We start from the raw sequence: 14,639 nt of genomic DNA, 5'->3' as shown, positions 1-14,639 counted from the left end.
CGCACCGAAGCCGAAGGATCCGATGAAGGGCTTCCGCGGCGTGATGTCGGGGACGCTGATCATGGAGGCGATCACGGTCGCCCTGGCGCTCCCGGTGGTCAACAAGCTCGGCGGCGGGATCTCCACGGGCACCGGCTGGACGGTCATCGCCGTGGCCGTCGTGCTGCTCCTGACCTGCGGGTTCGTCAAGCGGACGTGGGCGGTGCCGCTCATCCTCGCGCTCCAGGCGGTGCTCATCGCGCTGGTGTTCTGGCTGCCCGCGATCGCCGTGCTCGGCGTGATCTTCCTGGCCGTCTGGCTGTGGCTGCTGTGGCTGCGCCGCGACGTGGCCCGCCGCATGGCGGCCGGCACGCTGGCGAGCCAGCAGCCCCAGCCCTGACTCACGGGTGCGGCGCCGCTTGGCAGGCCCGCACTTCGGTGGTGAGCGCCTCGAGGGCGTCGAGGGCGGCGGCCGGGACGTCGAGGCGGTAGATCCGGTGCGGGCCCGCCCGGCTCACCGCGAGCAGGCGGGCGTCGAGCAGGATCCGCAGGTGCCGCGACACGGTGGACTGCGGCAGTCCGAGCGCGGACTGCACCTCGCCGACCGTGGCGGCCCCGCCGCGGTCGAGGAACACCCCGACGATCTGCACCCGGGTCGCTTCGCCGAGGGCCCGCAGCACGGGCAGGGCCGTGGTCAGGGCGTCCTGGATCACGCGCTCACCCGCTCCAGCAGGTCTTCGATCCGGTCGGCCGGCAGGCCGTGCCGACGTCCGAGTTCGACCCAGTCCCGCAGCATCCGGAGTGTCTGCGTACCGTGCCCGCCGAAGTGGCCGCGGAGGTAGTGCGGCACGTCGAACGGCGCCAGCCGGGGGAGCACCGCCAGTGCCACGCGCACCGCGTGCGGGCTCACCGGACGCGGCGCCGGGGCCCCGAATTCGGCCGCGACCGCGTTGCGCGCCTGAGTCGCGGCCGCCGCGAGCCGCCGCGAGGACCGGCGGGCAGCCGTGAGGTCGAAGTCCTCGGCATGCAGCCCGGCCACGACGGGCATCGTGGCCGCCGCGGACACCAGGGGAGCCCAGAGCGGCGCGGTCCGCGACCACCGCGGGTGGGTGAACAAGGACCGCAGTGACGCCGACGCGGGACCGGCGACCGTGAACCGGACCCGCGCGGGCGGCCACCACCACGTCGGATCGGCACCGCCGGCGAAGAACTCCGGAACCACCAAGCCCCACGGCCGGTCGCCCGCCAGTTCGCGAAGCAGTTCCACTTCCGACGGCACCTGCGTGACCGCCGCGACGATCGGCGACTGCCCGAGCAGCTCGGCGACGCCCGGCGAGGCGGGCGAGGCCGTGCTGATCACCATGTCCCAGCCCGTTGCCCGCTCGCCGGCCGTCACCAGTTCGACGCTCCGCCGCTCGACCCGCCGGGCAGTGCGCAGCCGGCGGGTCCCGACGAGCCGGGACTCCGCCGTCCGCTCGCGCACCGCGAACCCGACCCGGTGCCCGGTGGCCATGGACGTCGCCAGCACCCCGGCCACCGGGCCGTGCCCCACCACGAGAACGCGCATGCCCGCACTATATCCGCATATCCGGATATAGTGCTAGTGCAGCACGACGGTCCGCAGCGCGGGCGAGCGCAGGATGTCGGATTCGCAGAAGCGTTCCTTCACCCATTCACCGCGGCTGTAGAGCTTCGTCTGGTCGCTGAAGTACGGCGACTCCGGGTTGGCCGACTGCGAGTACGTCAGCAGCGTCGAGGAGTCCGGGCACGCGCGCCCGCTGAACCCGACGACCTGGATGTAGCTGGAGCCGTGCGCGACTTCGGTGTTCCCGTGCGCCGGGTCCCACTGCGGCGTCATCACGTTGAGCACGCCGAGGAGGCCCTGCGCGCCGTGGATGGGGATGCGCTCGCCGTTCCGCGTGACGGACTGGCCGTCGCGCAAGCGTGCGTCCGGGGCGAGTCCCGCCGCGCGAAGCTCGGCGAGCGCGTCCCCGAATGCCTGCCGGACACCCGCGTCGCCGACGTTGAGCGTGTTCGGCGTGGTCAGCGGCGCCTTCGGGTCGAACGGCACGGTGAACCGGGCAACCCCGCCGAGCCGCACGGCAAACCGTTGGAACAGCAGCGAACCACGGCTGTCGAGCGAATACGTGTGGTCCCAATTCGCCAGCGCGGTGCACGCCGGGCCGACCGGCACCGGGCCGGACGACGACGGTGCCTGCCCGTCCGGGAACGACGCGCACAGCTTCGCCAGATCCGCCGCCGCCAGGTCGGCGAACAGGCTGTGGTCGGCGAAGAGCATCTGCTTCATCGAGTCCGTGGTGAACCCGCCCTTTTCGGCCGTGAGCAGTGCTTCCCGGGTCCGCGGGTTGCGCTCGGTGGCCTGGTCTCCGACGATGTGCGGGTACCCTGTGATCGGCGCCTTCGCGTTCGCCAGCCAGGCGCTGTCGTTCGTGTTCAGCTCGTAGTCACGGCGTTGCTGCTGCGGCAGCCGGGACGGCGCGAAGATGCCCGGTTCCACCGCGCCGGGGTCGGAACCCCACTGGCAGGACGACTTCCCACCGTCCAAAATGGCCAGCTGATCGCCGGGGAAGGTCTGGCGCCCCAAGGGAGTGCTGCACTTCTCCGCCAGCTCGTCGGTGACGTGCGGGACGACCTGGATGTCGGCGTAGAGCGCGTTGCCCGCCCGGTCGGTCGCGATGGTGTTGACCCACGGCACGCCCTGCGTACGGCTGAGCGCGCCGGCGATGTCGGCCGTGCTGCGGGCCTGGTCGAGTTCGAACCACGTGTTCAGCCCGCGCAGGTTGGTCGCGTTGGCGTCGCGCAGCGCGTACGCCGACTTCGCCGTCCACGGCACCGGGAACCCGTCGACGTCGTTCAGCACCGGGCCGTACCGCGTCGACCAGAACGTCTGCCGGACCGGCTTCAGCGAGCCGTCGGCCTGGCGCACCTGGACCGTGACGTCACGGGAGGTCATCTTCTCGGCCTTGCCGTCGACGAGGTACGTCGTCGGGTCGCCGGGCGTGAGCGGCACCTCGAACAGGCCGAACGTGACCGGTGTGGACACCGTGTGCGTCCAGGCCGCGTCCGCGGTGTGCCCGATCATCACGAACGGCATGCCGAGCAGGCTCGCCCCGGCCACGTCGACCCGGCCCGGGATGGTCAGCTGGCTCTGCCAGAACCGCCGTCCGTCGTGCCACGGGTAGTGCGGATTGCCGAGCAGCACACTGCCCTGGCCCGCCGCGGTCCCGTCACTGCCGATGGCGATGCCGTTGCTGCCGAGGCCGCCCTTGCCGAGCCCGTCCCGCAGGCTCGCGGACAGCTGTGCGGCCGTGCCCGGAGCCGGCGAAGGCGCACCGGACGGCGGCGTCGCGAACAGCCCTTCGGTGACGAAACCCAGGCCACCGGTGACCGCGATCGCGTAGAAGTGCCGGTAGAAGTCCCGTTCGGTGATCGGCCGGACCCAGTCCGCGCCGCGGCAGGCCGGATCGGAGATCCCGGACCGGCCGGTGCGCGCCAGGTAGGCGTTGAAGCCCTTGACGTAGCCGGCCACGATCTCGCGGACTTCGCGCCGCGGGCCCTGCGGCGCGGGTTGCGCGACCAGCCGGTCGACGATCCCCGAATCGTTGAGCTGCTGGAAGAAGAGGTCGCTGTGCAGGTTGCTGTCCGCCTCGGACAGCGACTCGTAGCCCTCGCCGTCGGGGCCGAAGTACCGCGACCGCTGCGCGCTCACCGTGACGTAGATCTTCGCGAGCTCGCAGACGTTGTCCGTCGCCGCGGCGAACCCGTACCCGTAGCCGAGGCCGCCGAAGTCCTTGGCGACGATGTGCGGGATGCCGTGTTCGGTATAGCGGACAACGGCTTTCGCGCCGTCTTCGCCCGCCGAAGCCACCCCGGTGCCGAGCGCGGTCACCGACAGCGCCGCCGCGAAAACGGCCAAGCCTTTCCTGAAGAGTGTCATTCGTACCCCCTTGTCGTGATCACCACGCTACCGACGGCGATCGCCTGCGGGTATGGGGGAAAACCCCAGTATTCGTTCATCCGCGCGCAAACCCGCGTTGGCCGCGGCGGGATAGAAACCGCGCATGACCGAACCGACCCCTTCCCGCCGTTCGCTACTCAAGGCCGGCCTCACCGGCGCTTCCGCCGTCGCCGCGGGCCTCGTCCTGCCGTCCACGGCCTTCGCCGCGGTCCCGCTCGTCCGCACCGGACGGCCCGCCCTCACCCACGGCGTCCAGTCCGGGGACGTCACCCCCGGCTCGGCGATCGTCTGGTCCCGGGCGGACCGGCCGTCGCGGCTGGTCGTCGAGATCGCGCGGGACCCGTCGTTCCGGCACGCCCGCCGGGTGCCCGGCCCGGTGGCGGGCCCGGACAGCGGCGGTACCGGCAGCGTGCGCGTCGCCGCCCTGCAGCCCGGCACCGAGTACCACTACCGCGTCACCGCCGAAGCACTCGACGGGCGCACCACGAGCGAACCGCTGACCGGCCGGTTCGCCACCGCGCCGGTGGGCCGCCGCGACACCCGGATCGTGTGGTCCGGCGACGTCGCCGGGCAGAACTGGGGAATCAACCCGGCACTGGGCGGGATGACGATCTTCTCCGCGATGGCCAACCGCTGCCCGGACCTGTTCCTGCACAGCGGCGACACCGTGTACTCCGACGGCCCGCTGACCGAAACCGTCACCCTCCCCGGCGGCCGGACCTGGCACAACGTCGTCACGCCGGAGAAGTCGAAGGTCGCCGAGACGCTCGACGAGTTCCGCGGCCAGCACGCCTACAACCGGCTCGACGACAACTTCAAGCGCTTCGCCGCGCAGGTTCCGGTCTATGCCCAGTGGGATGATCATGAAGTCCTGAACAACTGGTACCCGGGCAAGATCCTCGACAACCCGGCCTACACCGAAAAGCGCGTCGACGTCCTCGCGCCGCGGGCGTACCAGGCGTTCCACGAGTGGCACCCGATCGACGCCCGCCAGGCCGTCGACGGGCGCGTCTACCGCAGCTTCCGCTACGGCTCGCGGGCCGAAATCTTCGTGCTGGACATGCGGACCTACCGCAACGCCAACACCGCGGACCAGACCAAGCCGGGCTACATCCTCGGCGACGCGCAGGCCCGCTGGCTGGCCGACGCGCTCGGCCGCAGCACCGCGACGTGGAAGATCGTCCAGGCCGACATGCCGCTGGGCCTGGTCGTCCCGGACGGCACCGCGATCGAAGCGGTGGCGAACAACCTGCCGGGCGCGCCGGGTGGGCGGGAGACCGAGCTGGCCTGGGTGCTGCGGGAGATCCAGCGCCGCCGCGTGCGCAACGTCGTCTGGCTGACCGCGGACGTCCACTACACGGCCGCGCACCACTACTCACCCGACCGGGCGGCGTTCCAGGACTTCGACCCGTTCTGGGAGTTCGTGTCCGGGCCGCTGAACGCGGGCGCGTTCGGGCCCAACCAGCTCGACCCGACGTTCGGCCCCGAAGCGGTGTTCGTGCACGCCCCGCCGTCGGCGAACACCGCCCCGATCGACGGCTTCCAGCACTTCGGCGAGCTGAACATCGACGGCGCGAGCGGGGACCTGACGGTGGACCTGCGCGACGCCACCGGCGCGTCGCTGTGGTCGAAGAAGCTGCACCCGCAGGGCCGCTGAGCAGGGTCGGCTACGCTCACGCGCACCGACACCCACCCGCACAATGACATCCGGGGCTTCGTCCCGAGCCGGGGGCTCCGCCGCCCGGACCCCGAAAACAGTAGTAAGGAGAAACACCGTCGTGACTGAACGCACGCTGGTCCTGGTCAAGCCCGATGGCGTCGCGCGCGGCCTCGTCGGCGAGGTCCTCTCGAGGATCGAGCGCAAGGGCCTGAAGCTCGCCGCCCTCGAGTTGCGGACCGTTCCGCAGGCACTGGCCGAGGAGCACTACGCCGAGCACAAGGAGCGTTCGTTCTTCGGTGACCTGCTGGAGTTCATCACCTCGGGCCCGCTCGTCGCCATCGCCGTCGAGGGGCCGCGCGCCATCGCCGCGTTCCGCCAGCTCGCCGGCGGCACCGACCCGGTCGAGAAGGCCACCCCGGGCACCATCCGCGGTGACTTCGCGCTGGAGACCCAGTACAACCTGGTGCACGGCTCGGACTCGCCGGAGTCGGCCGAGCGCGAGCTGAAGCTCTGGTTCCCCGACCTGTGACCGGCACCGGGGCCACGTTCGCGTGGCCCCGGTTCCACTCTCCGGAGCCCTCATGACGACGATGCCGTTCCCGGCGCGTGACTACCTGCCCGTGCTGCGGGAGCTGACGGGCGCGTTCGCCGACGCCCTGCGCACCGGCGACCCGGCCGCTCCGGTGCCGGACTGCGCGGGCTGGACGCTGGCCGACCTCGGCACCCACCTCGGGAACGTGCACCGCTGGGCCGCGACGATCGTCACCACCGGGGACGTGCAGCCGCAGAACTTCGAAGACGGCCCCGGCGGCGCCGACTGGTACGCCGAGAGCGCCCAGCTGCTGCTCGAAGCGCTCGACGCAGCCACGCCCGAAGACCCGTGCTGGCACTTCGGCGGCACCGCGAAGACGAAGGCGTTCTGGTTCCGCCGCCAGGTCCACGAAACCGCCGTCCACCTCGCCGACTCGGGGAGCGACCACGTGCTCGACCCGGCCGTGGCCGCGGACGGCGTCGACGAGGTCCTCGGCACGCTCCTGCCGCGTGTGACGCGCTGGCACGCCGTTCCGCGGCTGCCCGGGCCGGTTTCGCTGCGCGCCACCGACACCGGCGACGTCTGGACCGTGCACCCCGGCGAGCCGCCCGCGCTGGGCCCGGCCGCTTCCGGTGCCGCGACCGTCGAAGCCCCCGCGCGTGATCTCCAGCTGTGCCTGTGGAAGCGCACCGTCCCGGCCCCGCGCGCGACCGGGGAAGCCGCGGAAACGCTGCTCGCCGCATCCCTCACCCCCTGATGGTGTTCTAGACCATTCAGGCGGCGTTCACCGGGAAGTCTTCCCCCGGCCGTGCCACTGCGCTGTGCTGGTCCGGCTCGCTCTCACTCGATACTGGGGTACCTGGTGAAGAAGTCACGCATCGCGTTGCCGTTCGTCGCCCTGTTCGCGTCGGTGTTCGTCGCCCCGGCCCACGCCGACCCGCTCAAAGCGCCGCTCGGCACGCCGCCGGTCGAGGCCGCGCCCGCCGCGTCGTCGGCCCATGAAGGCCCGGCCGGCTTCGCCGCCGCCGGTCCCGACGACGGGCTCGTCACCGGCAGCGCGACCACCGAGGTCGCGCCCGGGCTGAACCTCACCCAGTTCGACCGGTTCGACCCGGCCGGCTGGATCCGCGGCGACACCCTCGCCGTCGACCTGGGCAGCAAGGTGCTCAAGCCGACCTACCTGAGCCCGGGGACGGTCTCCGCGCGCACGCCGTTGTCGCAGCAGGCCGCCCGTGCGGGCGCGGTGGCCGGGGTGAACGGCGACTTCTTCGACATCAGCGCCACCGGCGCGCCGATCGGCGTCGGCATCGACCGCGGGCAGCTGCAGACCGCCCCCGCGGCCGGGCACAACCTCACCGCGTCGATCACCGACGCGGGCAAGGCGCGGCTGGCTTCGGTCTTCCTCGAAGCGAGCGTGACGCTGCCCGGCGGCACCGTGAAGGCGACCAACTTCAACAGTCCCGTCCTCGACACGGACGCGATCGGCGTCTACACGCCGTCGTGGGGTGCCTCGGCCCGGCGGTCTTCGGTGGCCGGCGCGTCCCGCGTGCTCGAGGTGGAACTGCGCGGCGGTGTCGTCACGCAGGTCCGCACCGCGCCCGCGGACGGCCCGATCGCGGCGGGGACGACGATGCTGCTGGCGCGCGAAGCCGGGGCGGACGCACTGGCCGCGCTCAAGCCGGGCGACGCGGTCGGCGTCACCTACGCGCCGCGTACGGACGCCGGGAAGATCGCGGTCGCGGTGGGCGGCAACGAAGTCCTGCTGCGCGACGGCGTCGTCCAGCCGGTCGACGACGTCGCCCTGCACCCGCGGACCGCGGTCGGCTTCTCCGTCGACGGCCGCCGGATGTGGCTGGCCACTGTGGACGGTCGCCAGTCCGACAGCCGGGGCATGACCGAGCTGGAACTGGCGCGGCACATGAAGAGCCTCGGCGCCGACGACGCGATCAATCTCGACGGCGGCGGGTCGTCGACGCTCCTGGCGCGCAACGAAGGCGAAGCCGCGCCGAGTGTCCGGAACTCGCCGTCCGACGGCGGGGAACGCCTGGTGCCCAACGGAATCGGGTTCGCGACCGTGCCCGGCAGCGGCAAGATCACCGGCTTCGCGCCGGCTCCCGCGGTGGCGGCGGACGGCGCGGACCGCGTGCTGTCCGGCCTCACCCGGCACCTGGTCGCCGACGGCCACGACGAGACGGGCGCCGCGGTCGCCGCCGACCCGCGCTGGAGCACCTCCGACCCGCGGCGGGCGACCGTGACGCGGGGAGTCGTCACCGGCCACGGCCCGGGCGGCGGCGTCGTCGACGTCGTCGCGCGCTCGGGCCGGGTGTCGGGGAAGGCGGCGCTTTCGGTGCTGGGCGAGCCGGTCCGGCTCGGCACGAGCACCGAGCAGGTCGCGCTGTCGGCCGCGGGCGCGAAGAGCACGTTCGAGGTCTACGGCTACGACGCCGACGGCTACGGCACCTGGCTGGAACCCGACGACGTCAAGCTGGACTACGACCACTCGGTCGTGCGGATCGAACCGTCGGGCGACGGGTTCACGGTGACCGCGCTGACCTCCTCCGGCGCGAGCGCGATCACCGCGGCGGCGGCGGGTCTCACCACTCACCTGGGGGTTTCGGCGGGCACGATGGCGCGGGTGGCGTCCCCCTTGGACGGTCCAGCGGGCTGGACGGCGACGGTGTACCCGGCGGTCGTCGGCGCGGCGCTGTCGGCGGCACCAGGGCGGAACGGCCAGGGGCTCGCGCTCGACTACCGGCTCACCGGCACGACTGCCACACGCGCCGCGTACGTCACGCCGTCTTCGCCACTGCCGCTCCCGGACGGCACGCAGAAGATCGGGCTGTGGGTGAACGGCGACGGCAAGGGCGCCTGGCTGCGGGCCGAGCTGCGCGACGCGGCGAACGTCGCGTCCATTGTGGACCTTTCGCTGAGCGTCGACTGGACGGGCTGGCGGTACGTCACCGCCACGGTGCCCGCCGGACTGCCCGCCGGACAGCGCCTGGCCCGCTTCTACGCCGTCGAAAACGTGCCGGACCAGCAGTACGAGGGCCGGCTCGTGTTCGACGACCTGACGTTCGAGGTGGCGCCGGCGACGGCCGTGCCCGCCGACCCGGCCCCGCACGACCCGGCGCTGGTCACGGACGGCTCCCTGGCGGGCGGTCTGCGCATCGCGGTGGTGAGTGACGCGCAGTTCACCGCGGACGACCCGGCCGGGCCGCTGGTCGCCCAGGCCCGGCGCGCGCTGCGGGAAGCCGTCGCGGCGAAACCCGGCCTGGTGCTGATCAACGGCGACTTCGTCGACCGCGGCACGGCACCGGACTTCGCGCTGGCCCGGCAGGTGATCACGGAAGAGCTCGACGGCAAGGTGCCCTGGTACTACGTGCCGGGCAACCACGAGGCGGAGGCCGGCAACGGGCTCTCGAACTTCCAGGCCGTCTTCGGCGTCACGCATCGGGTCGTCGACGTCCACGGCATCCGGCTGGTGCTGCTGGACTCCTCGCGCGGCTCGCTGCGGGCCGGCGGGTTCGACCAGGTCCGGATGCTGCGCTCGGCACTCGACTCGGCGGCGGCCGACCGATCCGTACGCGGAGTCGTCGTCGCGATGCACCACCCGGTGAAGGACCCCAGCCCGACCGGGAACTCCCAGCTCGGCGACCGGAAGGAGGCGGCCCTGCTGACGCAGTGGCTGACCGGGTTCGAGCAGTCGTCCGGCAAACCGGCCGCCGCCGTCGCCTCGCACGCGGGCGTGTTCTCGCTGTCCCGCGTCGACGGGGTGCCGTACCTGGTCAACGGCAACTCGGGCAAGACACCCGCGGCCGCCCCGGGCGACGGCGGCTTCGTCGGCTGGACGCTGCTGCGCGTCGACCCCGCCGACCGCGCCCTGCCGGTGCGGTTCGAGACGCGGCCCAACGTCGACTCGCTGACGCTCACCGGGCCGTCGTCGATGGCGCCCGGCGACCGCGCGGAGGTGCGCGCTTCCGTGCGGCAGGGGGCGCGGGACGTGCCGGTGTCCTATCCCGTGAGCGCGGACTGGCAGGTCGGCCGCGGCGTCGTCGCGTTCGACCCTCCGACGGGCGTCCTGACGGCGTTGCGGCCGGGCGTCGCGCGGCTGTCCGTGACGGTCAACGGGGTGACCCGGACGCTGGTCGTGACCGTGCGCGGCTGACGGGGACACCATCTCCCGGTGTGCCGTGGCGGCTAATCCGTTCGGTTTTTGTCGGTGGTGCGTCCTATGGTGCGAAGCGTGGACGAATCGGAGGAGCGGGAACCGGCACTGGTGCAGGCCAAGGCACTGGTCAAGCGCTTCGGCGAGTTCGAGGCCGTGCGCGGGATCGACGTCGAGGTGCGGCGCGGGGAGTCGTTCGGCTTCCTGGGCCCGAACGGCGCCGGGAAGTCGTCGACCATGCGGATGATCGCGTGCGTGTCGCCGAGGAGCGACGGCGACCTCCGCGTGCTCGGCCTCGACCCGGACGTCGCCGGGCCGCGGATCCGCGCCCGGCTCGGCGTGGTGCCGCAGCAGGACAACCTGGACGTCGAGCTGACCGTCCGGGAGAACCTGCTGATCTACGGCCGGTACTTCGGGCTGTCGCGGGCGGCGGCCCGGCGCAAGGCCGAGGAGCTGCTGGAGTTCGCCCAGCTGGGTGACCGGGCCGAGGACAAGGTCGACCCGCTCTCGGGCGGCATGAAACGGCGCCTGACCATTGCGCGCTCACTGGTCAACGACCCGGAGCTGCTGCTGCTCGACGAGCCGACGACCGGGCTCGACCCGCAGGCCCGGCACCTGCTGTGGGACCGGCTGTTCCGGCTCAAGGCCCAGGGCACGACGCTGATCGTCACGACGCACTACATGGACGAAGCCGAGCAGCTGTGCGATCGGCTGGTCGTGATGGACAACGGCCGGATCGCCGCGGAGGGCTCGCCGGCCGAGCTGATCAGGCGGTACTCCACGCGCGAGGTCGTCGAGCTGCGGTTCGCGTCCGGCGAGCAGGTTTCGGCGGCCCGGCAGGTGGATGGGCTGGCGGAGCGGGTCGAGGTGCTGCCGGACCGGGTCCTGCTGTACAGCGACGACGGCGAGGACACCCTGGAACGCGCGCATTCCCGCGGCGTGCGGCCGTTGTCGAGCCTGGTGCGCCGGAGCTCGCTGGAGGACGTGTTCCTCCGGCTCACGGGCCGGACGTTGGTGGACTGACTCGTGAGGGAGACGAACCGTGCGCGCGGAAAGTGCTCGTCCATGACCCTCGTCAGGGGCGCGGATCCCGGGACCTCCGGCCGCCGCCCGCGGCTCCGGCCGGGTTGCAGGAGGCGGGCATGACGACCGTCGAATCCACCGGCCGGGTGGTCGGCAAGTGGCAGGGCGCCTGGCTGCGCGTCGAGGGGCACTGGACCTGGTACCGCAGGCACTGGCTGTCCACTTTGTACTCCACCGGGCTGCAGCCGGTGCTCTTCCTGGCCGCGATGGGGCTCGGCTTCGGCTCGCAGGTGCGGCCGGGCGCCGTCACCGGCGGCCTGTCCTACCTGCAGTACATCGCGCCCGCGCTGCTCGCCGCCGGTGCCGCGCAGCAGGCGGTCGGCGAGTCCAGCTACCCCGTGCTGTCCGGCTTCAAGTGGCAGAAGGACTACCTGGCGGTCACGGCCACGCCGGTGTCGCCCGGCCAGGTCTTCGGCGGCCACCTGATCTGGTCGGCGCTGCGGCTGACGCTGGCGGGCGTGATCTACGCGTTCGTCGCGCTCTTCTTCGGCGCCTGGACCGGGCCGGGGGTCCTGCTGGTGATCCTCGCGGGCACGGTGACCGGGCTCGCCTGCACCACGCCGATGGCCGCGCTGGCGGCGCGGACCTTCGACGAGGGGCAGCGGTTCGGGCTGATCTTCCGCTTCGTCGTGATGCCGATGACGTTGTTCTCGGGCACGTTCTTCCCGATCTCCCAGCTGCCCGGCGCGATCCGCTGGCTGGCCTGGCTCTCCCCGCTGTGGCACGGCACGCAGCTGGCCCGCGGCGTCAGCGTCGGCGGGGTCGGCGGCTGGGCGGTGCTCGGCCACTTCGCGGTGCTCGTGGCGTTGTTCGCGGCCGGGTGGGCGGCGGCGCACCGGGCCTTCTACCGGAGGCTGGTGGTCTGAATGACGGCCGTCGAGGCCCGTGCCGGGCTGCTGCTGCGGATCCTCCCGCCGGGGCTGTACGCGGGCCGGGCGCGCATGCTCGTCGAGCGCTCGGTCATGGTCTACCGCGGCAGCTGGCTGATCTTCCTGTCCGGCGCGGCCGAGCCGTTCCTCTACCTGCTGGCGTTCCAGCTCGGGTTCGGCAGGCTGGTCACCGAGGTGGCCGGGCCCGGCGGGCACCCGATGAGCTACGTCGCGTTCGTGGCGCCGGCGCTGCTGGCGACGTCGGCGATGAACGGCGCCGTGTTCGAATCGACGTACAACCTGTTCTTCAAGCTGCGCTACGCGAAGCTGTACGACGCGATGCTGGCGACACCGATCGGCCCGCTGGACGTGGCGCTCGGCGAGCTCGGCTGGGCGATGACCCGCGGCGGCATCTACGCGGTGGCCTTCCTGGCCATCGCCGCGGCGATGGGGCTGGTGACCTCGTGGTGGGCACTGCTGATGGTCCCGGCGGCGCTGCTGATCGGGCTGGCCTTCGCGGCGATCGGCATGGCGCTGGTGACGTTCCTGAAGTCGACCTCCCAGTTCGACTACATCCAGCTGGGCCTGACCCCGATGTTCCTGTTCGCGACGACGTTCTTCCCGCTGTCGGTGTACCCGGAGCCGCTGCAGTGGGTGGTCCGCTGCCTTCCGCTCTACCACGGGATCGAGCTGATGCGCGGCCTGGCGACGGGCCTGCTGTCCGGCGGCATGCTGGTCAACCTGGCCTACCTGCTCGTCCTGGGCGTGGTGGGCCTGTGGGCCTCGACGCGCCGGATCGCGAAGCTGCTCCTGACGTGACGCCGGAGGTCACCGAGCCGGATCGGGCCGCCCGGCCGGCGGCGCGACGGCGGCGAGCGCGTCCACCATGCCGTGCCCGTAGAAGCCGTTGAAGCCCTCGTACCCCGCGCAGTAGGCGTCCTGGGTCCCGTCGCCGGTGAGGTCGTAGTCGGCCGGGCACGGCATCGGCATCGCCTGCGCTTCGAGCGTCCGGCGCAGCTGCCGCGGCCGCGCGTCCGGGGCGGCGGACGCCAGGAGCGCGAGCACGCCGGTGACGTGCGGCGCGGCCATCGACGTGCCGCACAGCGGCGCGTACCCGCCGGGCACCGTCGAGAGCACGCACTCGCCGGCTTCCCCGCCCGGCGCCGTGACGTCGATCACGCCGAGGCCGTACGAGCTGTAGCCCGCCTTGACCCGGTCGGCGCCGACGGCGGACACCGCGACGACGTCCCGCAGCCCGGCCGGCAGGGCTTCGCAGCCGGTGCCCGCGCCGGGCGTGCCGGACCGCGCCGACGGCTGCAGGTCGACGGCCTCGTTGGTCGCCGCCGCGACGTTCAGCGTGCCCGCCGAAGTGCTGTACTCGACCGCGCGTGCCAGCGCCTCGTGCACGACCCCGCGGTCGTCGCCGCGGATGCACGACAGCGTCCACGGGTTGACGAAGTAGCTGCTGTTGGTCAGCCGCATGTGCCGTGAGGCAGCCCACATCAGCCCGCAGACCGCGGCTTCGGGGTCGGCGTAGCCGCGGTCGTCGATCACCTTCACCGACGCCACGCGAACCCCGGGAGCCACACCCGTCACCCCGCGCCCGTCGTCGGCCGCGGCGATGATCCCCGCGACGTGCGTGCCGTGCACCGACGTCGTCGGCGCCCACGCGGACGGCGAACGGTCGGGGGCGCCGGTCAGGCAGCCGGCCGAGTCGCCCGCGTCGAGGGCTTCGGCGAGGTCCGGGTGGTCCGGGTCGATCCCGGAGTCGAGGACACCGACGACGACGTCGCGGCGGCCGCCCGCGACCCCGCGCGCCTCGCCGGCGTCGATCATCCGCATGTCCCACTGCCGCGCGCTCAGGTCCGCGGCCGGGACCTTCGCGGGATCGGTCCGGGGCAGCAGCGCCCGGGCCGGCTGCGGCTTGGCCGAGTCCGTCGCGCGCTGCGCGGCCAGCCGCTCGGCCTGGGCGCTGAACGCCCGGTCGAGCCCGATCCGCCCGCCGAAGCCCTGGTCACCGGAGGTGGCGATGGCGACGGCGATCTGCGGGTAGTAGACGGTGGTGGTCCCGCAGGCCCCGGCGATCCGCGCGCGGGCCTCGTCCTCGTCGGTGCCGCGGTCGAAGGTCACGACGTAGCGCAGGGACCGCCCGTGGCCGCAGCCGGGTTCGCCTGCCACCGCCGGACCGGCGGTGACACAACCCGAAAGCGCCAGGACGGTGCACACGGCCGCCCGCAGGGGCCGCGCCAGCAGGGACACCGGACCTCCCACCGGATGCAGGGACCGCGGGGACCGGCGCGCGAGATCCCGGTCACCCCGAGCCGCACGGTAGCCACCGTGTGCCCGGCGGACAAGCGCTGCGGCCAAGTTCC

Annotated in this window: 12 protein-coding genes; 8 read left to right on the top strand and 4 right to left on the bottom strand. The window is 72.8% G+C overall.

Annotated features, from left to right (window positions below; all coding sequences use genetic code 11):
- Positions 1–22 precede the first annotated feature (22 nt).
- Positions 23–379 (top strand): DUF4233 domain-containing protein, encoded by a 357-nt coding sequence (locus tag CF165_RS32110; protein WP_093951467.1) that lies wholly within the window; start codon positions 23–25, stop codon positions 377–379.
- 1 nt (position 380) lies between these two features.
- On the opposite strand, the gene CF165_RS32105 is transcribed toward CF165_RS32110, so the two are convergent.
- The 3 genes from CF165_RS32105 to CF165_RS32095 are packed head-to-tail and all read right to left on the bottom strand — an operon-like array spanning position 381 to position 3,937.
- On the bottom strand, positions 381–692 hold the full coding sequence (locus CF165_RS32105; RefSeq protein WP_093951327.1) for an ArsR/SmtB family transcription factor: 312 nt from the start codon (positions 690–692) through the stop codon (positions 381–383).
- On the bottom strand, positions 689–1,546 hold the full coding sequence (locus tag CF165_RS32100; RefSeq protein WP_093951326.1) for a hypothetical protein: 858 nt from the start codon (positions 1,544–1,546) through the stop codon (positions 689–691). The genes CF165_RS32105 and CF165_RS32100 overlap by 4 nt, the downstream gene beginning before the upstream one ends.
- A 33-nt stretch (positions 1,547–1,579) precedes the next feature.
- On the bottom strand, positions 1,580–3,937 hold the full coding sequence (locus tag CF165_RS32095; RefSeq protein WP_093951325.1) for a penicillin acylase family protein: 2,358 nt from the start codon (positions 3,935–3,937) through the stop codon (positions 1,580–1,582).
- 124 nt (positions 3,938–4,061) lie between these two features.
- Between CF165_RS32095 and CF165_RS32090 the strand changes: the two genes are divergently transcribed.
- The 7 genes from CF165_RS32090 (at position 4,062) to CF165_RS32060 (ending at position 13,086) form a co-directional block, all read left to right on the top strand.
- Positions 4,062–5,615: an alkaline phosphatase D family protein gene (locus CF165_RS32090; RefSeq protein ID WP_093951324.1), complete on the top strand. Its 1,554-nt coding sequence runs from the start codon at positions 4,062–4,064 to the stop codon at positions 5,613–5,615.
- Between the two features lie 121 nt (positions 5,616–5,736).
- Positions 5,737–6,147: a nucleoside-diphosphate kinase gene (ndk, locus tag CF165_RS32085; RefSeq protein WP_093951323.1), complete on the top strand. Its 411-nt coding sequence runs from the start codon at positions 5,737–5,739 to the stop codon at positions 6,145–6,147.
- A gap of 52 nt (positions 6,148–6,199) precedes the next feature.
- Positions 6,200–6,907, top strand: coding sequence for a maleylpyruvate isomerase family mycothiol-dependent enzyme (locus CF165_RS32080; RefSeq protein ID WP_093951322.1), 708 nt, complete (start codon positions 6,200–6,202; stop codon positions 6,905–6,907).
- Positions 6,908–7,012: 105 nt separating this feature from the next.
- On the top strand, positions 7,013–10,315 hold the full coding sequence (locus CF165_RS32075; RefSeq protein ID WP_205661024.1) for a phosphodiester glycosidase family protein: 3,303 nt from the start codon (positions 7,013–7,015) through the stop codon (positions 10,313–10,315).
- Between the two features lie 66 nt (positions 10,316–10,381).
- The gene (locus tag CF165_RS32070; protein WP_093951321.1) at positions 10,382–11,338 is read left to right on the top strand and encodes an ABC transporter ATP-binding protein; all 957 of its coding nucleotides are present in this window, start codon (positions 10,382–10,384) and stop codon (positions 11,336–11,338) included.
- Positions 11,339–11,457: 119 nt separating this feature from the next.
- A complete protein-coding gene (locus tag CF165_RS32065; protein WP_093951320.1) occupies positions 11,458–12,264 on the top strand; it encodes an ABC transporter permease in 807 nt (268 codons plus the stop codon).
- Positions 12,265–13,086 (top strand): ABC transporter permease, encoded by an 822-nt coding sequence (locus CF165_RS32060; protein ID WP_093951319.1) that lies wholly within the window; start codon positions 12,265–12,267, stop codon positions 13,084–13,086.
- A 9-nt stretch (positions 13,087–13,095) separates the two neighbouring features.
- Here the strand turns inward: CF165_RS32060 and CF165_RS32055 are convergent, their stop codons facing one another.
- On the bottom strand, positions 13,096–14,526 hold the full coding sequence (locus CF165_RS32055) for a S8 family peptidase (RefSeq protein WP_093951318.1): 1,431 nt from the start codon (positions 14,524–14,526) through the stop codon (positions 13,096–13,098).
- Positions 14,527–14,639: the final 113 nt, after the last annotated feature.

The sequence above is a fragment of the Amycolatopsis vastitatis genome (assembly GCF_002234595.1).
GTDB lineage: Bacteria > Actinomycetota > Actinomycetes > Mycobacteriales > Pseudonocardiaceae > Amycolatopsis > Amycolatopsis vastitatis.
Note: the sequence above shows the minus strand (reverse complement) of the source record. Positions and strands in the feature narration are given on the sequence as shown.